Origin of the sequence: Brevundimonas sp. (genome assembly GCF_035935935.1) — a bacterium.
Taxonomy (GTDB): Bacteria; Pseudomonadota; Alphaproteobacteria; order Caulobacterales; family Caulobacteraceae; genus Brevundimonas.
In genome coordinates this window covers 13,595-37,944 of record NZ_DASYWO010000001.1, presented here as the reverse complement: position 1 = coordinate 37,944, position 24,350 = coordinate 13,595, and the positions used below count along the sequence as shown (strand labels likewise).

Here is a 24,350-nt window from a genome sequence, read left to right as displayed (position 1 = left end):
TCCCTGCCTTCCCTAGGCGACGTCGCCGCCGGGCGCTAGCCGTCCTCGGTGTAGACCAGCAGGGTCAGGGCCGCGAGCAACGCCAGCAGCGGCGGCAGCCACGCCGCCACCCAGGGCGCGATCACCTCGGCCGATCCGAACGCCGCCGACATCTGGTTGATGAAGAAGAAGGCGAAGCCCAGCACCACGGCCGCGGCGCTCATGCGCGCCAGATCGCCCAGTCGCATCAGCCGCAGCGAGAAGGCCGCCGCCAGGATCGACATGGCGGCCAGCACCAGCGGCGTCGCCACCAGCTGATGCAGTCGCAGACGATAGGCGGTGGTCGAGAATCCGGCGGCGTCCACCCGCGCGATCTGCGCCGGCAACGACCAGATCGGCGTCGATTGCGGCCGCGCGAACCGGTCGAACGCCTCCTCGTCGGCCAGGCTGGAGCGCAGGTCCAGCGTGGCGTAGCGCACCCCCCGCTCCCCGATCCGCGCGCCGACGGCGTCCACGAGGCGCCAGCTGCCGGCGCTCAGGCTGGCCGAGGCCGCGTCGATGCGCTCGGCGAAGCGGCGGCCGCCGCGGGAATCGTTGGTGTAGACGAAGAAGGTCACGCCCAGCAGGCGCCCGCCCGCGCGATCCTGCCGGTCGGCGCGAATGATGATCTGACGCTGGTCGTCTCCCTCGCGCAGCCAGACCGCTTCCGGCGCGCCGACGCCGACCGCCTGGCCGGACAGGCGCGCGCGCTCGCGCTGGAAGACGCCGTCGGCATAGGACGCGAGGGGGCTGATGGCCGCCACGATGACGGCCCCGCTGACCAGGGCCATCAGTGCTGCGGGCAGCACGAAGCGCCAGGCCGAGACGCCCGCCGCGCGCATGGCGATCAGCTCGCTGCGGCGGTTCAGGGCGACATAGGCGCCCAGGGTGCCGAACAGGAAGATGAAGGGCGTCAGCTGCAGGATCACCGCGGGCGACTTCAGCAGCATCAGCCCCAGGATGCGGACGCCCGACAGGTCCACGTCCGAGCCGACCCCGCGAGAGATCTCGACGAAGTCGATCAGCATGATCAGCGCGGCGATGACGCCCAGCGCGACCAGCAGGGACCGGGCCTGCTGCTTCAGCACGTACCGCTCGACGCGGCCGACCCTCAGGCGCGACGGCGCGGTCATGCGCCGGCCCCCGCCATGGCCACGACGCGTCGCGCCTTGCGAAGTCGGGGCTTCAGGGCGCGGAACAGGACGCGCAGCGCCACGGCCGCGGCCGCAATGGGCAACAGGTATTGCAGCAGGTTGACCCAGGGATTCCACGCGCTCGCCGCGACGACGCCGTAGCCGACGATGCGGACGGTCAGGAACGCCCCGGCCGCCTTGGCCACGCGCAGGCCATAGCCGGTCCGGCTGAACGCGCCGCCCAGAATGGCGCTCAGGGCCATGGCCATCGCCGTCAGCGCGTACAGCGGCGACGACAGGCGCGAATGCCCTTCCGCCAGCAGCTCGCCCCGCGTGCCGGCGGTCTCCAACATCTGCGGCGTCGGATCGAACAACTGGTGCAGGTACAGATCCGACGGCTTGTAGCGGACCGCCTGGTCCGCCTCGTCCATGAAGCCCGCCAGCGGGAACGCGTGATTGTCGAAGGACAGATAGTTCAGCACGCCGTCCGACGAGTACCGCTGCCACGAGCCCTGTCCCAGCAGCAGATAGGGTTCGCCGGCGATGCGGCTGAAGCGCGCCTCCGCGGCGTCCCACGTCGAGATCGATTTGCCGTCGTCGATGTAGACGAACAGGTTGGTCATCAGCCCGTTCTGCTCGATCTCCTGAACGTAGACGGTCAGGCCGTTCGGCCCCTTCACGAAGCGGCCTTCCTCGACCAGCAGGGCGGCCAGGTCGGAGCGGACGGCGAACGCCTCGTCCCGCGCCGCCCGCTGGGCCCACGGCTGCACGGCCACGTTCATCACCAGGGTCAGGCCCGCGACGATCGCCGCCAGCGTCGCGGCGGGACGGATCGCCGCCCATCGCGTCATGCCGCCGGCGAAGGCGGCGATCAGCTCCTGCTCCCTCTGCAGCCGCGTCAGGGCGATCAGGGCGCCGACGAACAGGCCGATGGGCAGGATGACGGCCAGCAGCTGCGGAACCGCCAGGCTGGTCAGCTTGACCATGACCCACAGACTGGCGCCGCGCTCGACCACGAACTCGAGCTGCTCCAGCGACTGGCTCAGGATGCCGATTCCGGCCAGAGCCGCGCACGCGCCGACGACGGGGCGCGCGATCTGCCGGAAAAGATAGCCTTGAATCAGGGTCATGGACGAAAGGAAATCGCCCGTTGCGGGCGGCGTCGGGAACGCCCTAATACATGGCCCTCGTTTCCCGCGACAGTCCGCGGACCGTTTCAGACGCCGGGCGTTCTTCCGGCAGGAGTATCCGATGAAGATCGAGTTCGCCGCCTCCGCGGGCGCCGCTCCGGTTCTGGCCGTTCTGGCGCATGAAGGCCGCAGTCTGGCCGGCGCCGGCGTGCAGATCGACCAGGCCACCGGCGGCGCCCTGTCGCGCGCCATGAACGCCGGTCGCTTCACCGGAGCCAGGAATTCGACGCAGCTGGTCGCCGGCGTGTCGGGCTGCGACGCCGCGACCGTCGTCGTGACCGGTGCGGGCGAGGCCGGTCAGGTCGACGACCTGGCGCTGGAAGCCGCCGCCGGCGCCGCCTATCACGCCGTGAAGATGTCGGGCGCCGACGTCCTCGCCATCGACGTCTCCCACCTGTCGGCCCAGCAGGCCGCCCGCGCCGCCTTCGCCGCCCGCCTCGCCGCCTATCGCTTCCTGAAATACCGCACGACGCTGAAGCCGGAGAAGACGCCGTCAATCCAGACGATCCGCGTCGTGGCTTCGGACCCCGGTGCGGCCCAAGCCGCCTACGACGCCGACTTCGCCCCGGTGGCGGAGGCGATCGAGTTCAGCCGCGACCTGGTGTCCGAACCCGCCAACGTCCTCTATCCCGAAGAGTATGCCCGTCGCGTGAAGGCCCTGGAGAAGGCCGGGCTCGAGGTCGAGGTCATCGGCGAGAAGGAGCTGGCGAAGCTCGGCTTCCGCACCCTGCTCGCAGTCGGACAGGGCAGCGTTCGCGACAGCCAGGTCGTGATCATGAAGTGGAACGGCGGCGCCAGGGGCGCACAGCCGATCGCCTTCGTCGGCAAGGGCGTCTGCTTCGACACCGGGGGCATTTCGATCAAGCCCGCCGAGGGCATGGAGGACATGAAGTGGGACATGGGCGGCTCCGCCGCCGTCGTCGGCCTGATGCACGCGCTGGCGGGCCGCAAGGCCAAGGCCAACGTGATCGGCGTCATCGGCCTGGTCGAAAACATGCCCGACGGCAATGCGACCCGCCCGGGCGACGTGGTCGAGACCCTGTCCGGCCAGACCGTCGAGATCCTGAACACCGACGCCGAGGGCCGCCTCGTTCTGGCCGACTGCCTCTGGTACACGCAGGAGCGCTTCAAGCCGAAGTTCATGGTCGACCTGGCCACCTTGACCGGCGCCATGATCATCTCGCTGGGCCTCGAATACGCCGGCGTCTTCTCGAACTCGGACGAGCTGGCCGACAACATCGGCAAGGCCGCGCCCAAGGTCGGCGAGAACGTCTGGCGCATGCCGATCCCCGAGATCTACGAGCGCCACATCGACAGCCCGATCGCCGACGTGAAGAACATGGGCAACGGCCGCGCCGGCGGCTCCATCACCGCCGCCCTGTTCCTGCAGCGTTTCACCAACGGCACGCCGTGGGCGCACATCGACATCGCGCCTACGGCTTGGGTGAAGGACTCGAAGAACCCCACCGTGCCGGACGGCGCCGTGGGCTGGGGCGTCCGCACCCTCGACCGGATGGTGCGGGACTCCTACGAGGCCTGATCAGGCGTAGTTGAAGCTGATCGAGATGCGATCGGTCTTCGCGGCGCTGGGCGGCACCTCGTGCCGCAGCCAGCTTTCCCACATCAGGATCGTGCCCGCGCGCGGGGCCAGATAGACGAACGGCCGCTCCGCCTCCGGCGCGTCGGACCGCACGCCCGGCCGCGCCATCATCATCGGCAGGCGGGGGTCTTCCAGCTTCAGCGCCGAGGCGCCGTCCGGCACCTCGACGTAGACCGTGCCGCTCAGGAAGGCGTGCGGGTGGATGTGCCCGCTGTGGCCGCCGCCGGGCTTCAGGACGTTGACCCAGAGGTTGTCCAGTCGTGGCCTGCGGGCCAGATCGAAATTCAGAGCCTGCGCATAGGTTTGCGCATGCTTGTCGAGGCGTCGCTTCAGCTCTGCGAACTCCGGAAACCGCTGCGGCAGGTCGTTCAGCGAGCCATAGGAGGTGTAGCCGCGATAGCCGTTCTCGCGTGACCACGCCCGACCGCCCGCGTCCTCAACCGCCAGCATGCGGCAGGCGTGGGCCAGCTCGGCGTTGAAGGCGTCGAATCCGGCCGCGCCGGACAGGCTGGCCTCATAAACCTGGGTGACGAACAGCGGGCGCAGGGTCATGGCCCCCCTTACAGCGGCGCGCTCATCGACGCGACAGGGTCCGCCGCCGTTCCTCATAGGGGCGCTGCGAGGCGTTGCGGCGCTTCCACGGCCGCCAGGCGTCGTCGGTGGCGCGCGGATCGCCCAGTTGCCACTCGGCGATCACCCGTTCGATCGCCGACGGCGGCGTGGCGCCCAGCGGCGACATCCGCCCCGCGTTCAGCTTCTCGATCGCCTTGCCCATCGAGCCGAACAGCGCCTCCGTCGCTGCGAAGGCCGCCGCGTCGACGCCGAGGAAGTGCCCGATGGAGCGATGGCGGAAGGCCTCGACCGCCGCCCGGCCCTCGGCCGTGTCGGGCTCCAGCGACAGGTCGCACTCGGTGTCGAAGCCCATCGACCGGTTGTTCAGGTTGGCCGACCCGATCCTCAGCAGCGTGTCGTCGATCACCGTCACCTTGGCGTGCACGATGATGCTCTCGCCTCGCCGGGTGTTGGGGCTGAAGGCGAAGAAGCGGTCGTGGGCGTCCGCCTGTTCAAGCCGGTACAGGACCTCGGACCGCGCCGTGTCCATGGTGATGCCGTCGAACCAGCTCGGGCTCGAACCGGTGGAGACGACCACCACTTCCGGTCCGTCCGGCTCCTTCAACCGCTCGGCCAGGGCCGCGGCGATGGCGGGCGAGGTGAAGTACTGGTTTTCGAAGTAGATGCGCCGCCTGGCCGAGCGGATGGCGTCCAGATGCAGGGCCTCGACCTCGCGCGCCGCGCCGCGCCCGCCCCATTTCGGCTCGGTGCGCGAAATGCCCACGGGCACGTCGGCGAACTCCGCCTCGACGCCGTCCGGCCACGGATCGGACACGCCCTCGGGATCGGGCACGGTTCGCTCCCACGTGGCTCGAAACCAGCGCTCTCGCGCCAGGTCGCCCAAGGCGCGCGCCGCGGGGCCTTCCACGACGCACATGGTCTCGTGCCGCGCGGGCGCCAGCCGTCCGTTCGGCTGGACGCGCCGGGGATCGGCGTCCAGATGGCCGAGCGTGTCCCAGCGGTCCGGGCCCAGATCTCCGCTGCCGCAGAACGCCACCGCGTCGTCGATCACGACCATCTTCTGGTGATGACAGGCGCCGATCGGGCCTGGGCGATCCAGCCGGAACTCAACGAACCGCTTGCGGAACCAGCGCTGGGCGCGGTGCGGAAAGAACCCCTGCGAGGCGGCGATCAGAATCGGCGAGTTCCAGATCAGCAGGCGCACGTCCAGATCGGGTCGCGACTTCACCATCATGCGCAGCAGATGGCCGATCTCGGCATGACGGTCGCCATGCCGGCTTTCCGCATCCAGTCGCGTGCGCGGATCGAACTGCCAGCCCAGCACCACGACGGACCGTTTCGCCTTCGACAGCGACGACGCCAGGGCGTCGAACCATGCCTGTCCGTCGATCAGCGTCGCCGCCCGCGTGGCCTGGGCCGTGCGCCAGCACAGACCCGGACGGGCCAGCAGGGAGGCGTCGTCGCCGGGCACGGGTTCTGTGGTCATGGCTGCGCCTAACGGCCCGGAGGGGAATTCGTGCCGTGTCTTGCGTCACACAAGCGAACGGCGATCGTCAATCGTGACGCTTTGTTCATCCCGACGGTGATTGTTCGGCCCGTCGAAAAAGCGCATAACGACGCTCGCAGTCAGGGGAGAGGATCGGCGGATGCACGCGCTGATCGAGTTCATCGCAGGCATCGTAGCCGCCCTGGCCATGGCGGCGCTGTCGCAGTTCGGCGTCGAACTGCGCGACCAGCGCGCGGACGAGCCTGAAGTCCGGCGCGTCAAGGACGACTGCCCGCCCCAGCCGACCGGAACCATTCTGATCTCGGCCGCCGCGCGGAAGTGCTGATTTGCGGATTCGACCGGGTTCGCCTTTGCGGTGAACCGATCACGCTCTAGGGTCGCGCGTCCGCGATCCCGAGCCTGAAACCGCATCCTATGAAGAACCGACAACGGCCGCCGCTCAACCTCACCGCTCCCGAGGCGGAGACGGCCGCGCAGGCTCCGGCTGCGGACGTCGCGGTCTCCGTCGATCCGGACCCGGCCGCCCCTGAACCCGGGCCGGCGCCCCTCGCGGCCGAGCGCCCCATGTCCGAGCGCCGTCGACGGCGTCTCGCCGAAGAGGCCGCGCGTCGTGAGGCGGAGTTGGCCGAGCGCGCCCGCGCCGCGGACATGCGCGCCGAAATCGCCCTCGATGCCGCCCGGCCCCCGGCGCCGGTGGAGGCGCCGTCGTGGGCGACCGTGCCTGCTCCGGCCCCTCCGCCCACGCCCGCGACCGCTTCGCCCGGCGCCGCCCCGTACTGGATCGCCGGGATCGCGTCGGCTCTCTGGGCGGCCGGGGTGGCCGCGCTGGTCGCCTACGAAACGGGCTTCGGCTCGGTGCAGCTCGAGCCGCTGCGCCTTGCGGTCTACGCCCTGATCGCCGTGGCCCCGGTGGGACTGGCCCTGCTGCTGGCCCGCTCGCTGACCGACTCCGCGCGACTGGCGGCCGAGACGCGCCGCGCCCGCGACCTGTCGGAGGCCCTGCTGGCGCCGACCGCCCTGGCGGCGCAGGAGGCCGGGGGCGTGCTGACCCTCCTGCGGCAGGACGTGGATCAGGCCGCGCTTTCCGCCGAGCGCGCGCGCCGCGACATGACCCTGCTGCGCGAGGCGCTGTCGGAAGAGACCCAGCGCCTGAACGCCGCCGCCGAGACGGCCGCCGCCACCGCGCGGCGCCTGTCCGAAGCCCTGGCGCAGGAGCGGCAGGCGATGGATCAGCTGAACCAGAAGCTGGACGGTCAGGCCCTGGTCGTGGTCGAGGCGGTCGAACGCCAGTCGCGCATGGTCATGGACGCGTCTGACCTGGCCCAGACCCAGTTGCGCGAGGCCGAGGCCGCGCTGGCCGCGCGCGCCGCAGACCTCGCCGCCGCCGCCGGAGAGGCCCAGGACGCCGCGCGGGCGGCCGCCGACGACCTGTCCCGCCAGACCATCCGGCTGGAGAACGCCGGGTCGGGGGTCGCGGAGCAGATTCAGTCGGTGGAAGAGGGGCTGGGCCAGCAACGGGCGGCCCTCGTCACCGCGGCCTACGCCCTGCGCACCGATCAGGAGGACTTTTCCGCCCAGGTCGAAAGCCAGCGCGCCCAGCTGGTCGAGCAGCTGTCGGCGGCGCGCGCCGCCGGCGGCGAACTGACCGAGACCTCGGCCGGCGCCGTGGAGAGCGTCCGTGACCTGATCGAGGCCGCCACCGACCAGTTCCGCGCCCTCATCGAGATGTCGCAGCGCGAGGCCGACGGCTTCGACGCCGCCACGAAGGTCGCGCTGGACCGCTTCGAGGCCTTGGCCGCCGAGGCCCGCGACGTGCAGATCGAGGAGACCCGGCGCGCCCTCGAGGCGCTGCAGGCCACCGCCGAAGCGGCGCGGACGACGGCCCAGCAGGCCGCCGAGGAGGCGCAGCATCGCGCCGATCGTCTGGGAGAGGCGCTCTTCGCCGCGGCCCAGCAGGCGGACGAAGCGGCCGACGCCCGGATCGACGGCGCGCGCCGTCTCGTCTCCGAAAGCGCCGGCCTCGTCGACGAGGCCGGCCAGCGGGCGCAGGATCGTCTGGAAGCGCTCGCCGACCGCCTGGGGCTGATGCTCGAGCAGGTCGACGGCGCCCTCGTCGAGCTGGACGGCAAGGCGGCCGAGCTTCCCGAAGCCGCCCGCCAGAGGGCCGAGTCCGTGCGCGCCGTCGTAGAGGACGGGCTCAGGGCGCTGTCCGAGGCGTCACGCAAGGCCGCGGAAGACACCGAGGCGCTCGACGCCGCCTTCCAGGAGCGGGTCCGCCGCAACTACGAGATGCTGACCGAGGCCGTGCGCCTGATGGGGGTCGTCTCGGGCGACGCCCAGACCCGACGCCGCGAGCCCGAGCCCCTGCGGCCGGCGGCCCCGCCGCCGTCCGACGCCCCTGCGCCCGAGGCGCCGCCGCCGCCGTCCGGCCGCACCTTCGGTCTCCGCCGCCTGCAGTTGAACGCCGGAAAGCCCGCGGCCGCGTCGCCGTCGGCGCCCCTCGACTGGTCGGACCTGGAAGGCGACGCGCCGCTCGACCTCGACACGCCCGTGATGCCCGCGGCGGAGGCCGAAGGCCTGTCCACGCGCATCGTCGATTCCATCCGACGCATGGGCGTCGATCCCAACGCCCTGTTGCCGCGCGCCCGGATCGAGGAGGCCGCCCTGGCCATCGGACGCGGCGATCCGGCGGCCGCGCGCGCCGTGGTGCGCCGCGTGGCCCCTGCGGCGGTGCGCAGCGTCTCCCGCCGGGTGATGAGCGACCCCGCGCTGCGGGCCGATGCGGAAGCCTATGTCCGCGAGACCGCGCGCCTCCTGGCCGATCATGCGCGCTCCGGCGATCCCGCGGTCGTGCTGAACCGGCTGGCCTCCGACGCCGGACGCGCCTTCATGCTGCTGGACGCCGCGGTGGGCGACCTCGCCTGATCGGTGAATCCTGATCACCTTTGTCGGACTGTCGACGTTTCCGGCTTGACGACGGCGGTGACGGCGGGAGAGGGTCCGCCTCGCCGTCACACAACCGTCATGGTCCCGCACCCATGCCCGACCTCTCGCCCGCCGGTTCCGACACCCGTCCGGAGATCGTCGTCTGCGTCTGCGATCCGGCACTGGACGCCGCCCTGGGCGAAGCGTCGGCCCTTACGGCGGGTCTCGCCTCGGCCCGCGCGCGCCGGCTCGACGCCGCGGATCCCGAAAGCATGGCCGCTGAACTTGAAGGCCGCCTGCGTGATCCGGCCTGTCGCGCCCTCCTGATCCTCGGTCGGGCCCGGGCCGACGGCTTCCGCATCCAGACCCGGGCCGAGAACCGCACGCTGAACGGCAAGGACCGTTTCGCGCCGACTGGCCCCGGCGTCGTTCGCGCCACCGCCTCGGCTCAGGAGATCGTCCGTGCACTGACGGACGCGGGTCAGTCTGCGGAGATTTCCTCGCAGTCGGACGAGGACGCCGCCAGCTACGTCCTGTTCCGCGCCATGTGCGGTCTTCCCGACGGCGTAGACGCCCCGGCTGTGGCCCTGCTTCGCGTGCCTTCCGGCGACCCCGCCCGCGCCGGCGCGGGTCTGGAGGCCGCCATGGGCGCGATCGCGCGTCATCTGTCGCCCGCCGCGCGCGCCTCCGCGCACTGACGCCTCAGGCCGGCGCCCGGGGGCGCATGGCCAGTGCGATCGCGCCTCCGCAGAGCGCCAGCGCGACCATGGCCCAATAGCCCCGCGCGCCGTGCGCGTCGTACAGCGGCCCCGACACCAGCGTCGCCAGTCCGATCACCACGCCCGAGGACAAGGCCGAGGACAGCGTCTGCGCCGCCGTGTGCGCCTCCGGCGGGCTGAAGCGGTCCACCAGCTCCAGCCCGGCCAGATAGGACGCCGCAAAGCTCAGCGCGTGCAGCGCCTGCAGCGCCACCAGCCAGCCCAGCCCCGGCTCAGTGGTCAGGGCCGCCCACCGCACCGCGCCGGCCGCCGCCGCGACGACGATGAGGGTCCACGGGCTGACGCCGGCGCGTCGGCGCCACGGCTCGACCAGCCACATGAAGGCGATCTCCATCACCACCGCGAAGCCCCAGAGGACGCCGGTGACCGTCGCGCTCAGCCCCTGCGCCGTCCACAGCACCGCAGAGAAGGCATAGTAGAAGGCGTGGGAGGCATGCAGCGCGGCCGTCGCCGCCACCGCCCCCACGAACGGCAGGGACGCCAGCAGGGCGCCCAGCCCCCTGAACCGGTCCCGCGCCCGCGTCCGCGTTCCGTCGCTCACGGCTTCGCCGGGCAGTCCGACGAGCGCGAAGACGGCCAGCGCCGCTGCGCCGCAGGCGATCCAGACCCCGACGGCCTGCGACGACGTGCGCATCAGGATGGCCCCCATGCCGACGTTGGCGGCGACGAACGCGGCCGAACCGAAGCCGCGGGGCAGGGCGAAGGTGAAGCCGAGCCTCCGGGCCAGGCGCAGGGTCAACACGTCGCTGAGCGGCAGCAGGGCCGCCGCGGCCGTCGCCCCGACGAACCAGCACGCCATCCATGGGCCGAAGCCCTCGACGAACAGGGCGCCGCCGTATCCCGCCGCCGCCGCCGCAGCCAGCAGGGCGATGGGCGTGCGACGCCGCGCGAACCCGTCCGCCCAGACCGCCAGAACCGGTCCCGTGATCAGCCGCGCCAGCATGGGGGCGGCCAGCAATATGCCGATCTCGGCCCCCGACAGTCCCCGATCCCGCATCCACAGCCCCGCGTAGGGCAGGCTGACCCCGGTGACGCCGAACAGCAACACATAGCCGATGGAAAGCCGAAGCTGTGCCGTTACGGCGGGCGGTGCGGGAGACTCGGCCATCCGCGCCGGTCTAGCGTGGCCGTCGCCCGGCGTCGCCGATCGATTCCGGCCGCGAACGGGGCACGGCTCCGCGCGTTTGCCCCGAAACGGTCACATTGCGTTAAGCATCGCCGCGCGACAGCTAGGAAAAATCAGGATTTCCATGGCCTTCCCCGAGCTCACCCGCCCTCGCCGCGACCTTCACCCCGAGATCGAACCCTATGCGTCCGGCTGGATGTCTACAGGCGGAATCCATGAGGTCTGGTACGAGGAATCCGGCAACCCGCAGGGGCGGCCCGTCGTCGTCCTGCACGGCGGTCCTGGCGGCGCGGTCAATCCCGGCATGCGACGCTTCTTCGATCCGAAGAAGTGGCGGATCGTCATGTTCGACCAGCGCGGCTGCGGCAAGTCGAAGCCGAACGCCTCGCTGGAGGACAACACCACCTGGACGCTGATCGAGGACATCGAGCGCCTTCGCGAGCTGCTCGGCATCGACCGCTGGGCGGTCTTCGGCGGCAGCTGGGGCTCCACCCTGGCCATGGCCTATGCCATCACCCATCCCGAGCGGGTCCAGTCCCTCCTGCTGCGCGGCATCTTCCTGCTGACGAAGCCCGAGCTGCGCTGGTTTTATCAGGAGGGGGCCTCGAACATCTTTCCGGACGCGTGGGAGCGTTTCGTCGCGCCCATTCCGGAAGATGAGCGTCACGACCTCATGGGCGCCTACTACAAGCGCCTGACCGGGCCCGACAAGGCGGAGCGCGAGCGCTGCGCCGTGGCGTGGTCCAGCTGGGAGGGCGAGACGGTCAGCGTTCAGGGGCCCGACGCCCGCCCGGACAAGTTCGCCGATCCCGAGTTCGCCGTCGCCTTCGCGCGCATCGAGTGCTGGTACTTCATGAACGGCGGCTTCTTCCCCGAGGAGAACTGGATCCTGCGCAACGTCACGCGCATCCGGCACATCCCGACCTGGATCGCCCAGGGCCGGTTCGACGTCGTCACGCCGATCTCCGGCGCCTGGTCCCTGCACCGCGCCTGGCCCGAGGCGAAGCTGGACGTCATCCCCGACGCCGGACATGCCTCGACCGAGCCTGGCATCGTCGACAGCCTGGTCCGCGCGACGGACTGGGCGGCGGACCTCTGACCGGCTCATGGCGAAGCTGAAGGTCTTCAGCTGGTCCAACGGCTTCCACCGCTTCACGGTGGCGGCGACGTCGAAGCCGAAGGCGCTGGAGGCCTGGGGGCTGTCCCAGGACATCTTCAAGACGGGTCTGGCCACGGAGACGCCGGACGCCCCCGACGCGGAGGCCGCGCTGTCCCGCCCGGGCGAAGTCATCCAGCGGGGCGAGGCGGTCGACGTCGGCGAGGTCGCCGCAGCGCCGCGGCGACCGAAAAAGGCCGCCACCAAGCCCGCGCCGAAGGGCCCTTCGGCGGCGGATCTCAGGCGCGTCGCGAAGCTCGAGGCGGATCTCGACGCGCTCGACGCCCGTCACGAGGCCGCGCTTGAGGCCATTGAGGCCAAACGCGCCGCCCTGGAAGACGACGCGGCCTCGCAGCGCGAAAAGCACCGCAAGGCCCGCGCCGATCTGCGGAAAAAGCTGGACGCCGCCCGCGCGCGCCTATGACTTCCGGCGCGCGGCCTTCGGCTGCGGGTTGGTCTTCTCCACCAACTCCGACAGCTGGAAACCGATGCGCCGCGCCTCCCGCTCCTCCGGCTTCTTCGTGGAGCTCAGGGTGACGTTCAGCGCGGCATAGTGCTGGATCACGCGCACCGGCTTTCCGTCGGCGTTCTTGCCGCTGAACAGCAGCAGGTCCGGCGCCCAGAAGCCGACCTCGTCGAACTTCAGAGTCGCGTCGCCCGGCAGGCCGACGATCGTCGCGCCGATCTCCTCGTCGCGATCCAGCCCCTTTTCGAAGTCTTCGATCAGCTTCGACAGACGGACGAAGGCCCATTCCGCCGGGCTTTCGCGCATGCGCACGCCGGTCGTCATGGCCTTCAGCCGCTCCGGCGCCGCGCCGGGCAGGACGGGCTCGGGGCAGGGCTCGCCGGCGCAGTCGGAGAACATGTCGGGCGGGGCCGTCACAGGCGTCGCGTCGCTCATGCTCAGAAAAGTCCGTGGCCCTTCGGCAGTTCCGAATAGCGGTGGACCCGCGTCGACAACACGAGACCGAAGCCGAACATCACGGTCATCATCGAAGAGCCGCCGTAGGACAACAGCGGCATCGGCACGCCCACCACCGGCGCCAGCCCCATCACCATGGCGCCGTTGATCAGCACGAACAGGGCGAAGAAGGCGACCATGCCGCTGGCGGCGATGCGGCCGAAGTGGCTGTGCGACAGGCTGGCGATGCGCAGGCCGATCAGGATGATGGCGGCGTAGCAGATCAGCAGGGAGAAAGAGCCGACGAACCCGAACTCCTCGGCCACGGTGGAGAAGATGAAGTCGGTCTGCCGCTCGGGCAGAAACTCCAGCTGGCTCTGGCTCCCCAGCCCGTAGCCGCGCCCCAGGAAACCGCCGGACCCAAGCGCGATCTTCGACTGGATGATGTTGTAGCCGGTCCCCGACGGATCCTTGGTAGGGTCCAGGAAGGTCAGCACGCGGTTTCGCTGATAGTCGTGCATTCCGAAGATCACGAACAGCGGCGTGCCGACCGCGGCCAGCACCCCCATCGGCGCGATGATCTTCCAGCTCAGGCCGGCCACGAACATGACCGCCGCCCCCGTCAGGCCGATGATCATCGCCGACCCAAGGTCGGGCTGCTTGGCGACCAGCAGGAAGGGCACGCCGATCATGGCGGCGGGGATCAGCAGCTTCCAGCTGAACCGCGCCTCCTGCGCCGTGTGGTTGTGGTACCAGCGGGCCAGCGCAAGGACGAGGCCCAGCTTCATGAACTCGGCCGGCTGGATGCGGATCAAGCCGAGATTCAGCCAGTTCCGAGCCCCGCCCGCGACGTAGCCCAGCGGCGTGAATTCGATCATCAGCACCAGCAGCAGCAGCACGCCGTACATCGGATAGGCCGCGCGGAACCACCACTTGGGATGGACCAGCGCCAGCGCCAGCGCCATCACCAGTACGACGCCGTACCGCACCAGCTGGTCGGCGGCCCAAGGCTGCCAGTGGCCGCCGGCGATCGAATACAGCATGGCCACGCTGACGCCGGCCACGGCCGACAACAGCACGACCAGCGTCCAGTCGATCTCGCGCACCTTGACGGACAGGCGGTCGCGCTCTCCGGGGCGGGTCAGCGCCGAGGCGGTCATTGCGGCGGCTCCGGAGTCGGGGCGGGCGCCGGGGGGGTCGCCGCAGGCCCCGTCGTCTGGACGGGCGTGGTCGGCGCCGGAGCGGCGCGCGCGGGCACAGCGGGGTCCACCAGACCGCCCGGTCCGGCGCCGCCTTCGCCTTCGTCCGCGCCGGCCGGGGCTTCCGGCTCCGGCGGCAGGGGCCGTTCGATCCGGGCGCGCATGTCCGGATCTTTCAGCAAGGCCACCTTCATGATCTCGCGGGCCTTGGGCGCGGCGTCTGCCGCGCCGCCCGCGGGGGCGTGCTGGATGATCAGGGCGATGGCGTAGCGCGGCGCGTCGTGCGGCGCGAAGGCGACGAACAGGGCGTGGTCGCGCAGTCGCCAGTTGGCGTTGCGGGGCCCGCGCGACTCGCCGGGCTTGTAATCGCGCGACTGCGCCGTGCCGGTCTTGCCGGCCATCTGGATGTCGCCCAGACCCAGCTGGGACGCGCGGTACGCGGTGCCCGTGACGTCGTTGGCCACCGCCGCCATGCCCGCACGCACGATGTCCAGGTGCTCGGTGGAAAAGGGAAGGGCGCGAGGTTGCGCCGCCGGAGGCTGCTCCTTGCCGCCGATCGACTTGATCAGCCGCGGCTCGATCGCCACCCGTCCGTTGGCGATCCGCGACGTCATCACCGCGAGCTGCAGGGCCGTCGTCGAGACGGCGCCCTGGCCGATGGCGACCGACAGCGTCTCGCCCGGATACCAGACCCGCGAATCCGGGTTCGGGTTCTTGCGATTGTAGTTGGCCTTCCACGCCCGGCTGGGCATCACGCCCTTGGACTGGCCGGAGATGCCGATCTCATACGTCTGGTGAAAGCCCAGGTCCTCGGCCACCCGCGCGATGCGGTCCACGCCGGCCTCGTTGCACATGGCGTAGAAGTAGGTGTCGCACGAGTTCTTGATGGCGTTGTGCATGTCCATCGCGCCGTGCCCGCCCGCCTTCCAGCAGCGGAACGTCCGCCCGCCGTAGCGATAGCCGCCGGTGCAGACCACGCGGCGCGACGGATCGATGCCGGCGTCCAGAAACGCCAGCGCCGTCGTCATCTTGAAGGTCGAGCCGGGCGGGAAGGAGCCGTAGATCGCCTTGTCCAGCAGCGGCCGCCGCTCATAGTCCGCCAGCGCGCGGTACACTTTCGACGGCACCCCGCCGACGAACAGGTTCGGATCGAAGGAAGGCGCCGACACCATGCACAGGATGTCGCCGTTGCGCACGTCCATGACGACGCAGCCGCCCGACTCCTGGCCATAGACCTCCAGCGCCTTGTTCTGGACGTCGGCGTCCAGCGTCAGGATCACTTCCTTGCCGGGCACCGCCGGACGGCTGTTTTCCGCGTCCTCGCCGACGACCCGGCCGCGGGCGTCGACCTCCACCCGGTTTCCGCCGGGCTCGCCGCGCAGGTCCTCTTCCAGCGCCTTCTCGACGCCCTGCCGGCCGATGCGGAAGCCCGGGTTGAACAGCAGCGGCGGCGGCTCCTCGCCGCGCTCCCGATACGCCTCGACGTCCTGCGCGTTCGGCTTGGCCACATAGCCGATGACGTGGGCGAAGGCGCCGCCGTGCGGATAGAAGCGCGCCTCATGCATGTCGGCCATCACGCCGGGCAGCTCGTTGGCGTACAGGTTGACCCGGGCGAACTCCTCCCACGTCAGGTCGCTCTTCACCGGCACGGGCGTGAAGCGCGGCGCGGCGTTGACGTCGCGGATGATCCCGCGACGGCGCTCCAGCGTGTCCGGCAGCAGGCGGCCCAGAAGATCCAGCGTGCCGTCCAGATCCTTGGTCTCGTCGCGCACCACCAGCACGCGGAAGCTGGGACGGTTTCCGGCGATGACGACGCCGTTGCGGTCCTTGATCAGGCCGCGGGGCGGGGGGACCAGCCGGAAGTTGAACTGGTTCTCGGCAGCCAAGGTGGCGAACTCGCGCGCCTGGACCACCTGCAGCTGGCCCAGCCTTAAACCCAGCCCCACCACGCCCAGCGCCGTCAGGCCGCCGACGACCAGCGTGCGGCGCAGGAACGAGCCCTGCCGTTCGTTCGGGTCGCTGAAGAAGATCGACGGTTCTGAGCTCATTCCGCTTCGCTCCTTTCAGGAGCTTCGCAGAACGGGACGAGCCCTTCGTAGCCTTGGCGAAGTAGGGTCATCTGTAGCGGACGTCGACGTCGTCGAAGCGCTGGATCAGGGCGTTCGACAGGGGGAACAGCAGAAGGGTCGGGACCACCTGCCCCAGCAGGGCAAGCAGGCTGGGCGGGCGCCCACCCGTCAGGGTGACGATCAGATACGCCAGAAGGAAGGCGGCCGCGCTGGTCAGGCAGAACCAGAAGAACAGCACGCGCGTCTCCTGACCCGCCAGGAAAGACCGGGACAGCAGCACCACGCCATAGGGGACCAGCAGGCACAGCGGCCACAGCCCCAGCGGCGCGTACAGCATGACGTCCAGCAGCAGGCCGAGCCCGAAAAGCACCGCCGGCGCCAGCAGAGACGGCCGGATCAGCGGCCAGGCGAAGGCCAGCAGCAGGGGCAGGATCGGCTCGGGCAGCTGCAGGCCGAACAGCTCGACCGGGGTGGCGAGGATCAGCGTGCCGGCGGCGGCCGCCAGCGCGGGCCATCCGATCCACTGCATGGTCCCGCCGGTGCGCACGGTGACCGCGGCGCGTCTCACTCCGGCGCTCCCGCGGCGGGCCGTTCGGGCGTTGCGGCCGCCGGCGAGGGCTGCGCGGCCGGCTCGGGCGGACGCGCGGCGGCGTTGGAATCCAGAGCCGCCAGCGGCGGCGCGCTCAGCGCCTCGGGCGCGACCAGCTGGCCGAAGTCCTCGAACTTGAGCACGCGGACGTAGTCGATGGCCCCGCGGTCGCTGAACAGCTTGACCCGCCATGACCCGTCCACCCCGCGCGCGACCACGCCGACCGGCATGCCGCGCGGCATGCCGCCGCCGTCGCCCGAGCTCAGCACGCGGTCGCCGACCTTCAGCGCGTCTTCGCCCCGAACGTACTCCAGTCGCGGATTGCCGCTGCCGTCGCCGCTCAGGATGGCGCGCGCGTCCGACCGGTCGATCAGCACGGGCACCTGACTGGCCGCGTCGGTCAGCAGCACGACCCGCGACACGTTCGGCGAGACGCCGGCCACGCGGCCGACCAGGCCATGTTCGTTGATGACCGGATTGCCGATCTTCACGCCCTGACCCGAGCCGACGTCGATCAGACGGGCGTTGGCGAACGGGCCGCGGGCGTCGGAGATGGAGCGCGCCGACGCCATCGGCACCGGCGGCTGGGTGCGGATGCCCAGCAGCGCCTCATAGCGGCGGTTGACGTTGGTCAGGGCGATGTTCGCGTCGCGCACCGCCTGCAGCTCGGCGATCTCCGCCTTCAGACGCCGGTTCTCCGACACCGCGAGGAAGTAGCCGCCGATCCAGTCGCTGACGTGTCCGACCCAGCGCACGGGATAGGCCAGCACGCCGTTGACCGGTCCCAGCGTCGCCTCGGCGCCCGCCCGCACGGGCGCCAGCGGACTGGCCTCGGCCCGGCGGTCGGCCAGCAGCAGCATGATCGCGGCGACCACCGCGACGATCACGGCGACGCCGGCGCCCAGCATCGCCGGCACCTTCAGGTTTTCGAACGGTCCGTCGCGAAACGCCACGGCGCGCCTTCCGGAAAGGGGTTGAGAATCGACGGACCGACCCCGCCGATCCGCCCAGCCTATCGCAAAATCCGTGCCGCGTGGGAACCGCCGGAACGGGTCAAATCAGAGCGCGGAATCCAGCACGCCCTTCATCCAGCGCGGATGCTCCAGCACGCGGCCGCAGCCGATGGCCACGCACGACAGCGGATCGTCGGCCACCGACACCGGCAGGCCGGTGTGGTCGCGGATCTCCGCGTCCAGACCGCGCAGCAGGGCGCCGCCGCCGGTCAGCATGATGCCCTTGTCGGCGATGTCGGCGGCCAGTTCCGGCGGCGTCGCCTCCAGCGCGACCTTCACGGCCTCGATGATCTGGCTGACCGGTTCGGCCAGGGCTTCGGCGGCCTGGCGCTCGCTCATGCGCACCTCGCGCGGCACGCCCTGCATCAGATCGCGGCCCTTGACCTCGATGGACAGGCCTTCGCCGTCCGACGGGATGCGCGCCGTGCCGATGTCCTTCTTGATGCGCTCGGCGGTGGTCTCGCCGATCAGCAGGTTATGGTTGCGGCGCATGTAGCTGATGATCGCCTCGTCCATCTTGTCGCCGCCGACGCGGACGGATCGCGAATAGACGATGCCCGACAGCGACAGCACGGCCACCTCGGTGGTTCCGCCGCCGATGTCCACGACCATCGAGCCGGTCGGCTCGTGGATCGGCAGGCCGGCGCCGATCGCGGCCGCCATCGGCTCGTCGATCAGGCCCACGCGACGCGCCGAGGCGTTCAGGCAGCTGTCGTTGATGGCGCGGCGTTCCACCGCCGTGGCGCCGGACGGCACGCACACGATCACCTTGGGGTTCACGAAGCCCTTGCGGTTGTGAACCTTGCGGATGAAGTGCTTGATCATCTCCTCGGCGACCTCGAAGTCGGCGATGACGCCGTCGCGCATGGGGCGGATCGCTTCCATGTGGCCCGGCGTGCGGCCCAGCATCTGCTTGGCCTCGATGCCCACGGCGTGGACGATCTTGCGCCCGCCGACGTTCCTCAGCGCCACCACCGAGGGCTCGTTCAGGACGATGCCCTTGCCCTTCATGTAGATGAGCGTGTTCGCCGTGCCGAGGTCGATGGCGATGTCGTTCGAGATCATGCCGAAAAGGTGCATGGGCGTGGGATACCGTTCGGATTGGGGCCTTTGAGGGGCGGATGTCGAAACCGGCCCACTGCGACGACGCCCCGTCCCGCACGCATCCCCTCGCGCGATCCGTCCTGATCGATTTCGTCGAGCCGACCTGCGGCCCGTTTGCCCGTGTGCGCCGGGGATTACAACCCCCGACGCGCCGCCCTTTCACCGACCGGCGACCCGGGACCTAAACAGGTTGCAGCCCCTCGACCTCCAGCATCTTCCTCACCGCGTCGCGGGTCTGCACGAGGTCGAGGTGGGCGTTCAGCCTGGGGAACCGGGTCGCGTCCAGCAGGCCGGCCTGACGGGCCCAGCGCTCGAACACCATCAGGTAGCCGTCGGACAGGGTCCAGGTCTCACCGAACACCCAGGGGCCCTCGACCAGATGCCGCTCGGCCAGATCCAGCTTGCTGAGCGCCAGTTCGACCGCCTGATCCTTCGCATCTCCCTCCAGCGGCGGCCGGCTGAACAGCACCTTGCCCAGCGCCGGATGCAGCGACGACGACAGCCAGCCGTTGAAGGCGTTGAAGCGCGCGAACCCGAACGGGTCGTCCACCGGCGCCAGGTCGCGGTCGCGGAACGTCTGCGCGATCCAGCCCAGGATGGCGGCGTTCTGCGTGATCACGCCCTGGTCCGTCTTCAGCGCGGGCGTCGATCCGGCGGGGTTGACGGCCAGGAACTCCGGCGTGCGCTGCTCGCCTTTCTTCAGGTCGACGACTCGCGTCTCGTGCGGCGCGCCCGCTTCCAGCAGCGCCACGTGCGAAGCGATGGCGCACGCGCCGGGCGAGATGAACAGGGTTGTGGTCACGGCGGCCTCCTTGGCGATGGAACGTCGGCATATGGCCGAGGTTGCGCCTTAATGCAACAGCGTCAGTTGCGGTTAAGCTCCCGTCGCTTCACCCACTCGCGCACGATCAGCATGATCGCCAGCCAGACCACGGCCACGCCCGCGAGAATCATCGTGCTGTGGGTCCCGTCGCCCGACACCGCCGTCGCCACCGCTCCGCCGAAGAATGCCACCAGCGCCGTCTTCGGCAGGACGCCAAGCGCGCAGCCGATCAGGAACCACCAGAAGTTCGCCCGCGTCGCGCCGAACGCCATGTTGACGACGATGAAGGGCGCCGACGGAACGTTGCGGATCATGAAGCTGGCGTAGAAGGCGTTGCGGCCCACGAACCGCTTCAGTCGCTCCGCCGTCGAACCGCCCAGCCTTTCCAGCGTCCGCGCCGTCGGCCCGCGCCCCAACCAGTAGGTCGCCCCGGCGGACACGACGGTCGCCACCCAGCTGTACCAGAAGCCCAGCGACGGCCCGAACGCCACCACGCACGCCGCGATCAGGATGAACTGCGGCGCCCCGACGAAGGCCGCCCCCACGAACAGGGCCACCGTCGCCGCGAACGCCCACGGGCTGCCGGCATACCCCTCCAGCCAGTCCCTCAGCTTCTCCTCGGCATGCAGCCCCAGCGCCTGCTTGCCCACCAGGAACAGCCCGACCACGGCCAGCAGCAGCACGACCGTCGCCGCCACGGCGCGCCACCGCGCCGCCTCCATGTTCAGGACGAAGTCGAGGACGCGACGGATCATGCCTCCATTTGCCCTCACGCCCCCCCGCCCGTAAACAGCCGGGGCCTCCCCGCACGCATGAGACTCTCCGACATGAGCCAGCTTCAGTCTTCAGCTCTGGCCCGCGTGAAGCCGTCGGCGACGCTGGCGGTCACGGCGCGGGCGCGCGAGCTGAAGCGGGAAGGGCGCGACGTCATCGGCCTGGGCGCCGGCGAGCCGGACTTCGACACGCCGGACAACGTCAAGCGCGCCGCCGTCGACGCCATCATGCGCGGCGAGACCAAATACACCGACGTCGACGGCCTGCCGGAGCTGAAGGCCGCCGTCGCCGCCAAATTCGCGCGCGAGAACGGCCTGTCCTACGAGATCAACCAGATCCACGTCGCCCCCGGGGGCAAGGCGGTGCTCTACAACGCCCTGGTCGCGACCCTGTCGCCGGGCGACGAGGTCATCGTGCCCGCGCCCTATTGGGTCTCCTATCCAGACATGGTTCTGCTGGCCGGCGGCGAGCCCGTCACGGTCGTCGGCCACGAGGCGGACGGCTTCAAGCTGCGGCCCGAGGCGCTGGACGCGGCCATCACGCCGCGGACGAAGTGGCTGATCCTCAACAGCCCGTCCAACCCCACCGGCGCCGCCTACACGCGCGCCGAACTGGAAGCGCTGGCCGACGTCATGCGCCGCCACCCGCACGTCTGGGTGATGACCGACGACATGTACGAGCACCTGATCTACGGCGATTTCGACTACCTGACCTTCGCCCAGGTCGCGCCCGACCTGATCGACCGCACCCTGACCGTCAACGGCGTGTCCAAGGCCTACGCCATGACCGGCTGGCGCATCGGTTATGCCGGCGGGCCGAAGCCGCTGATCGACCTGATGCGCAAGGTCGCCGGCCAGACCACGTCGAACCCCTCGTCGGTCAGCCAGTGGGCGGCGGTCGAGGCGCTGAACGGCCCGCAGGACTTCATCCGGGGGCGCGCCGCCGCCTTCGAGCGCCGCCGCGATCTGGTCGTGTCCATGCTCAATCAGGCCACGGGCCTGCGTTGCCCGACGCCGGAGGGGGCCTTCTACGTCTACCCGTCGGTTGAGGGCCTGCTCGGCAGAACGGCGCCGGACGGCACGGTGATCGATTCGGACGACGCCTTCGTCTCGGCCCTGCTGGACGCCGAGGGCGTGGCGGTGGTTCAGGGCTCGGCCTTCGGCCTCAGCCCCTATTTCCGCATCAGCTACGCCACGTCGGAAGACGTGCTGGAGGAAGGCTGCCGCCGCATCCAGCGCTTCTGCGCCTCGCTGCGGTGATCAGGCCGCGCGGCTGACGGCGAAATCGGCGAGGTCCTCCAGCGCTGTCCTCCACGCGGAAGCCGGCAGAACGGCCAGCGCGGCCTTGGCCCTGTCGGCGAAGGCCCCGGCCTCGTCCAGGGTCGCGCTCACGGCGCCGGAGCCGATGACCAGCTCACGCGCCCGCCGGAAATCGTCCTCCGTCCGCTCGCCCCTGGTGATGGTGCGTTCCCAGAAGGCGTCCTCGCGCCCCTTGGTCCTCGCCGCCGCCAGCAGCAGGGGCAGGGTGGCCTTGCCCTCTCGGAAGTCGTCGCCGGCGTTCTTGCCCAGCGCCTCGGCCGTGCCGCCGTAATCCAGCGCGTCGTCGGCCAGCTGGAACGCCAGCCCCAGCGCCATGCCGTAGTCGCGCAGGGCAGCCGAAGCCCCGTTCGACGACCCTGCGCCGACCGCGCCGGATTCCGCGGCGGCGGCGAACAGCTCGGCCGTCTTGGCGCCGATGATGGTCAGATAGGTGTCGCGGTCCAGGTTCAGGTCGTGCGCCCGCGTCAGCTGCAGCACCTCCCCTTCCGAGATCACCGAAGACGCCTTGGCCAGAATGCCCAGCGCCCGCATGTCGTCGGTTTCGACCATCAGCTCAAAGGCGCGCGCGAACAGGAAGTCGCCGACCAGCACGCTGGACGGCGCCCCCCAGATCAGATGCGCCGCCACCTTGCCGCGCCGCAGCTCCGACACGTCCACGACGTCGTCGTGCAGCAGGGTGGCGGTGTGGATGAACTCCACCGCGGCGGCCAGCTTCAGCGGCGCGTCCAACGGACCCTCGGCCCCGGCCGCGCGCGCGGCCGCCACGGTCAGCAGGGGCCGCAGCCGTTTGCCGCCTGCGCCCACCAGATGCTCGGCCAGCAAGGGGATGACCGGCACGTCGGACTTCATCCTGTCGAGGATCAGGGCGTCGACGGCGGCCATGTCCGGTCCGGCCATCCGCACCAGGTCGTCGACCTGACCGGCGGGGCGGGGGCGGGGCGCGGTCACGGCGTCCAAGGGCGGCACTTTCAGGCGGGAGGTCGGGGAGAAGTCGAGCGCCGCCTTGCCTCATGGCGACGCGGCGCACAATGGTGACCGCCCATGAACGGGTCAAGCGCGTGACCGTCGCACCAGAGATCGATGAAAACGGCCTGCTGAACGGCCGCGTGCGGCTGCTGCAGCCGCGCGACGGCTACCGCGCCGGCATGGACGCCGCCCTGCTGGCGGCCGCCGTGCCCGCGCGGCCGGGGGAGGTGGTGCTCGAGGCGGGATGCGGCGCCGGCGCGGTGCTGTGCCAGATCGGGGCCCGCCGCCCCGGCGTGCGTCTGCTCGGCGTCGAACGCGAGGTGCCCGCGGCGGACCTCGCCCGCCGCAACCTCACGCTCAACGGTCTGGATGGCGAGGCGTTGAACGCCGACGTCGCGGCCGGCTTCGCGGCGCTGGATCGTCCGCGTGCCGACTGGGCCGTCAGCAATCCGCCCTTCTTCGACGATCCGACCGCCCTGCGCGCGCCGGCGCCGGGCAAGCGGGCGGCGTGGATGGCGGACGACGGGCTGCAGGCGTGGACCGATTTCCTTCTCGCCGGCGTCAGGGATGGCGGCGTCGTCGTGATGATCCATCGCGCGGATCGTCTGGGCGACCTGCTGGGCATGCTGGGCCGGAAGGCCGGCTCCTTCCGCATCCTGCCCGTTCATCCGTATGCGGATCGACCGGCCAGAAGGGTGATCGTCAGGGCCACGCGTCTGGGCCGGGCGCCGCTGGTCCTGCTCCCTCCGCTGGTCCTCCACGATGCGGGCGGCGGTCATTCGGCGCGCGCGGACGCCGTGCTGCGCGGCGAGGCGGACCTCGACCTCGACTAGGCGGCGACGTCGAAGTCGAACGCCAGCGGCAGATGGTCGGACGCCATCCGGGCCAGCGGCGAGAACGGCGTGTGCACGCGCGTGACGCGGATCTCGCGGCTGACGAAGGCATGGTCGATGCGGATCGCGGGGTAGCCGGACGGAAAGGTCTTGACCGAGGGCTTCAGGCCCAGCTGACGCTGTCCGTCCTCCAGCCCGGTGGACACGAGTTGCCGGTATGGCCGCGTCACCGAGGTGGCGTTGAAGTCGCCGCACAGGATCGTCGGTCCCGTGCACAGGTCCGAGCCCAGCCACTCCTTGCCCGTCAGGGCGGCGGCCTGCAGGCGCTGCTCGCGCGGCACCAGACCCAGATGGGTGTTGATGACGTTCACCGTCGCCCCGCTTATGTCGATCTGCGCCCACAGGGCCCCGCGCGGTTCAAGTCCCGGCACGTTCGGCAGGGTGGGCAGGGGGCCGGCACGCACCAGCCTCTCCGGATGCGGCGTCAGGATGGCGTCGCCGTACAGTTCGGCCTCGACGCGCATCGCGGCGTGAAAGCGGACCGCCATCGACAGGGCGTCGGCGATCGCCTGCGCCTGATCCACGTGACCCGTGCGGGCGCGGCCGACGTCCAGCTCCTGCAGGCACACGACGTCCGGCTCCAGCTCGGCGATCACGGCGGCGACGCGCGGCACGTCCAGCCGCCGGTCCACGCCGACGCAGCGATGCACGTTGTAGGTGACGAGACGGGGCATGCGTTGCGGCGCCCTACAG

23 protein-coding genes are annotated in these 24,350 nt (G+C 70.8%); 8 read left to right on the top strand and 15 right to left on the bottom strand.

The genetic code is table 11. From position 1 onward, the window contains the following. Positions 1-35: 35 nt before the first annotated feature. Together lptG and VGR32_RS00165 are read right to left on the bottom strand one after the other, a co-directional pair. Positions 36-1,151, bottom strand: coding sequence for an LPS export ABC transporter permease LptG (lptG, locus tag VGR32_RS00170; RefSeq protein WP_327446827.1), 1,116 nt, complete (start codon positions 1,149-1,151; stop codon positions 36-38). Beyond that, positions 1,148-2,281 carry an LptF/LptG family permease gene (locus VGR32_RS00165; RefSeq protein WP_327446825.1) on the bottom strand — a complete coding sequence of 378 codons (1,134 nt, stop codon included), beginning with the start codon at positions 2,279-2,281 and terminating at the stop codon, positions 1,148-1,150. Before VGR32_RS00165 ends, lptG begins: the two co-directional genes overlap by 4 nt. A gap of 121 nt (positions 2,282-2,402) precedes the next feature. Between VGR32_RS00165 and VGR32_RS00160 the strand changes: the two genes are divergently transcribed. After that, a complete protein-coding gene (locus VGR32_RS00160) occupies positions 2,403-3,881 on the top strand; it encodes a leucyl aminopeptidase (protein WP_327446823.1) in 1,479 nt (492 codons plus the stop codon). Here VGR32_RS00160 and VGR32_RS00155 read toward each other — a convergent pair whose 3' ends face one another. Beyond that, complete coding sequence (locus tag VGR32_RS00155; RefSeq protein ID WP_327446822.1) at positions 3,882-4,493, bottom strand: TIGR02466 family protein; 612 nt, start codon at positions 4,491-4,493, stop codon at positions 3,882-3,884. 22 nt (positions 4,494-4,515) lie between these two features. Beyond that, positions 4,516-6,000: a phospholipase D-like domain-containing protein gene (locus VGR32_RS00150; RefSeq protein WP_327446821.1), complete on the bottom strand. Its 1,485-nt coding sequence runs from the start codon at positions 5,998-6,000 to the stop codon at positions 4,516-4,518. Between the two features lie 160 nt (positions 6,001-6,160). On the opposite strand from VGR32_RS00150, the gene VGR32_RS00145 reads away from it, so the two are divergent. From VGR32_RS00145 to VGR32_RS00135, 3 genes are all read left to right on the top strand, one after another. Continuing rightward, a complete protein-coding gene (locus VGR32_RS00145) occupies positions 6,161-6,346 on the top strand; it encodes a hypothetical protein (RefSeq protein ID WP_327446819.1) in 186 nt (61 codons plus the stop codon). A gap of 89 nt (positions 6,347-6,435) precedes the next feature. After that, entirely contained in the window at positions 6,436-8,946 is a 2,511-nt protein-coding gene (locus tag VGR32_RS00140; RefSeq protein WP_327446817.1) for a tipN, read from the top strand. A 113-nt stretch (positions 8,947-9,059) separates the two neighbouring features. Next, on the top strand, positions 9,060-9,644 hold the full coding sequence (locus VGR32_RS00135; RefSeq protein WP_327446815.1) for a hypothetical protein: 585 nt from the start codon (positions 9,060-9,062) through the stop codon (positions 9,642-9,644). Between the two features lie 4 nt (positions 9,645-9,648). On the opposite strand, the gene VGR32_RS00130 is transcribed toward VGR32_RS00135, so the two are convergent. Then, a complete protein-coding gene (locus tag VGR32_RS00130) occupies positions 9,649-10,833 on the bottom strand; it encodes an MFS transporter (RefSeq protein ID WP_327446813.1) in 1,185 nt (394 codons plus the stop codon). A 142-nt stretch (positions 10,834-10,975) separates the two neighbouring features. Here VGR32_RS00130 and pip point away from each other — a divergent pair, with 142 nt between their 5' ends. Both pip and VGR32_RS00120 read left to right on the top strand, forming a co-directional pair. Next, on the top strand, positions 10,976-11,950 hold the full coding sequence (pip, locus tag VGR32_RS00125; protein ID WP_327446811.1) for a prolyl aminopeptidase: 975 nt from the start codon (positions 10,976-10,978) through the stop codon (positions 11,948-11,950). Positions 11,951-11,957: 7 nt separating this feature from the next. Next, positions 11,958-12,431 carry a hypothetical protein gene (locus tag VGR32_RS00120; RefSeq protein WP_327446809.1) on the top strand — a complete coding sequence of 158 codons (474 nt, stop codon included), beginning with the start codon at positions 11,958-11,960 and terminating at the stop codon, positions 12,429-12,431. Here VGR32_RS00120 and VGR32_RS00115 read toward each other — a convergent pair. From VGR32_RS00115 to VGR32_RS00080, 8 genes are all read right to left on the bottom strand, one after another. Further along, complete coding sequence (locus tag VGR32_RS00115; RefSeq protein WP_327446807.1) at positions 12,426-12,908, bottom strand: DUF6173 family protein; 483 nt, start codon at positions 12,906-12,908, stop codon at positions 12,426-12,428. The genes VGR32_RS00120 and VGR32_RS00115 overlap by 6 nt on opposite strands. Before the next feature lie 2 nt (positions 12,909-12,910). Then, entirely contained in the window at positions 12,911-14,068 is a 1,158-nt protein-coding gene (gene rodA / locus VGR32_RS00110) for a rod shape-determining protein RodA (protein WP_327446805.1), read from the bottom strand. After that, on the bottom strand, positions 14,065-16,155 hold the full coding sequence (gene mrdA / locus VGR32_RS00105; protein ID WP_327446803.1) for a penicillin-binding protein 2: 2,091 nt from the start codon (positions 16,153-16,155) through the stop codon (positions 14,065-14,067). The genes rodA and mrdA overlap by 4 nt, the downstream gene beginning before the upstream one ends. Before the next feature lie 67 nt (positions 16,156-16,222). After that, positions 16,223-16,744 (bottom strand): hypothetical protein, encoded by a 522-nt coding sequence (locus VGR32_RS00100; RefSeq protein ID WP_327446801.1) that lies wholly within the window; start codon positions 16,742-16,744, stop codon positions 16,223-16,225. Then, positions 16,741-17,718 (bottom strand): rod shape-determining protein MreC, encoded by a 978-nt coding sequence (gene mreC / locus VGR32_RS00095; protein WP_414642879.1) that lies wholly within the window; start codon positions 17,716-17,718, stop codon positions 16,741-16,743. Before mreC ends, VGR32_RS00100 begins: the two co-directional genes overlap by 4 nt. 105 nt (positions 17,719-17,823) lie before the next feature. Next, on the bottom strand, positions 17,824-18,858 hold the full coding sequence (locus tag VGR32_RS00090) for a rod shape-determining protein (RefSeq protein WP_327446799.1): 1,035 nt from the start codon (positions 18,856-18,858) through the stop codon (positions 17,824-17,826). A gap of 205 nt (positions 18,859-19,063) precedes the next feature. Then, complete coding sequence (locus tag VGR32_RS00085; RefSeq protein ID WP_327446798.1) at positions 19,064-19,684, bottom strand: glutathione S-transferase family protein; 621 nt, start codon at positions 19,682-19,684, stop codon at positions 19,064-19,066. A gap of 62 nt (positions 19,685-19,746) precedes the next feature. After that, on the bottom strand, positions 19,747-20,460 hold the full coding sequence (locus VGR32_RS00080) for a TVP38/TMEM64 family protein (RefSeq protein ID WP_327446796.1): 714 nt from the start codon (positions 20,458-20,460) through the stop codon (positions 19,747-19,749). 72 nt (positions 20,461-20,532) lie between these two features. Between VGR32_RS00080 and VGR32_RS00075 the strand changes: the two genes are divergently transcribed. Next, entirely contained in the window at positions 20,533-21,738 is a 1,206-nt protein-coding gene (locus tag VGR32_RS00075) for a pyridoxal phosphate-dependent aminotransferase (protein ID WP_327446794.1), read from the top strand. Here VGR32_RS00075 and VGR32_RS00070 read toward each other — a convergent pair whose 3' ends face one another. Continuing rightward, the gene (locus VGR32_RS00070) at positions 21,739-22,755 is read right to left on the bottom strand and encodes a polyprenyl synthetase family protein (RefSeq protein WP_327446792.1); all 1,017 of its coding nucleotides are present in this window, start codon (positions 22,753-22,755) and stop codon (positions 21,739-21,741) included. It lies immediately after the preceding gene. Between the two features lie 101 nt (positions 22,756-22,856). Here VGR32_RS00070 and VGR32_RS00065 point away from each other — a divergent pair, with 101 nt between their 5' ends. Next, positions 22,857-23,597 carry a tRNA1(Val) (adenine(37)-N6)-methyltransferase gene (locus VGR32_RS00065; protein WP_327446790.1) on the top strand — a complete coding sequence of 247 codons (741 nt, stop codon included), beginning with the start codon at positions 22,857-22,859 and terminating at the stop codon, positions 23,595-23,597. Here VGR32_RS00065 and VGR32_RS00060 read toward each other — a convergent pair. Further along, positions 23,594-24,331, bottom strand: coding sequence for an endonuclease/exonuclease/phosphatase family protein (locus tag VGR32_RS00060; protein ID WP_327446787.1), 738 nt, complete (start codon positions 24,329-24,331; stop codon positions 23,594-23,596). The genes VGR32_RS00065 and VGR32_RS00060 overlap by 4 nt on opposite strands. Between the last annotated feature and the right edge of the window lie 19 nt (positions 24,332-24,350).

Excerpts from the sequence above, each read along its gene's own strand:
- lptG (WP_327446827.1), bottom strand. The coding sequence starts at position 1,151 with ATGACCGCGCCGTCGCGCCTGAGGGTCGGCCGCGTCGAGCGGTACGTG.
- VGR32_RS00165 (WP_327446825.1), bottom strand. The coding sequence starts at position 2,281 with ATGACCCTGATTCAAGGCTATCTTTTCCGGCAGATCGCGCGCCCCGTC.
- VGR32_RS00160 (WP_327446823.1), top strand. The coding sequence starts at position 2,403 with ATGAAGATCGAGTTCGCCGCCTCCGCGGGCGCCGCTCCGGTTCTGGCC.
- VGR32_RS00155 (WP_327446822.1), bottom strand. The coding sequence starts at position 4,493 with ATGACCCTGCGCCCGCTGTTCGTCACCCAGGTTTATGAGGCCAGCCTG.
- VGR32_RS00150 (WP_327446821.1), bottom strand. The coding sequence starts at position 6,000 with ATGACCACAGAACCCGTGCCCGGCGACGACGCCTCCCTGCTGGCCCGT.
- VGR32_RS00145 (WP_327446819.1), top strand. The coding sequence starts at position 6,161 with ATGCACGCGCTGATCGAGTTCATCGCAGGCATCGTAGCCGCCCTGGCC.
- VGR32_RS00140 (WP_327446817.1), top strand. The coding sequence starts at position 6,436 with ATGAAGAACCGACAACGGCCGCCGCTCAACCTCACCGCTCCCGAGGCG.
- VGR32_RS00135 (WP_327446815.1), top strand. The coding sequence starts at position 9,060 with ATGCCCGACCTCTCGCCCGCCGGTTCCGACACCCGTCCGGAGATCGTC.
- VGR32_RS00130 (WP_327446813.1), bottom strand. The coding sequence starts at position 10,833 with ATGGCCGAGTCTCCCGCACCGCCCGCCGTAACGGCACAGCTTCGGCTT.
- pip (WP_327446811.1), top strand. The coding sequence starts at position 10,976 with ATGGCCTTCCCCGAGCTCACCCGCCCTCGCCGCGACCTTCACCCCGAG.
- VGR32_RS00120 (WP_327446809.1), top strand. The coding sequence starts at position 11,958 with ATGGCGAAGCTGAAGGTCTTCAGCTGGTCCAACGGCTTCCACCGCTTC.
- VGR32_RS00115 (WP_327446807.1), bottom strand. The coding sequence starts at position 12,908 with ATGAGCGACGCGACGCCTGTGACGGCCCCGCCCGACATGTTCTCCGAC.
- rodA (WP_327446805.1), bottom strand. The coding sequence starts at position 14,068 with ATGACCGCCTCGGCGCTGACCCGCCCCGGAGAGCGCGACCGCCTGTCC.
- mrdA (WP_327446803.1), bottom strand. The coding sequence starts at position 16,155 with ATGAGCTCAGAACCGTCGATCTTCTTCAGCGACCCGAACGAACGGCAG.
- VGR32_RS00090 (WP_327446799.1), bottom strand. The coding sequence starts at position 18,858 with ATGCACCTTTTCGGCATGATCTCGAACGACATCGCCATCGACCTCGGC.
- VGR32_RS00080 (WP_327446796.1), bottom strand. The coding sequence starts at position 20,460 with ATGATCCGTCGCGTCCTCGACTTCGTCCTGAACATGGAGGCGGCGCGG.
- VGR32_RS00075 (WP_327446794.1), top strand. The coding sequence starts at position 20,533 with ATGAGCCAGCTTCAGTCTTCAGCTCTGGCCCGCGTGAAGCCGTCGGCG.
- VGR32_RS00060 (WP_327446787.1), bottom strand. The coding sequence starts at position 24,331 with ATGCCCCGTCTCGTCACCTACAACGTGCATCGCTGCGTCGGCGTGGAC.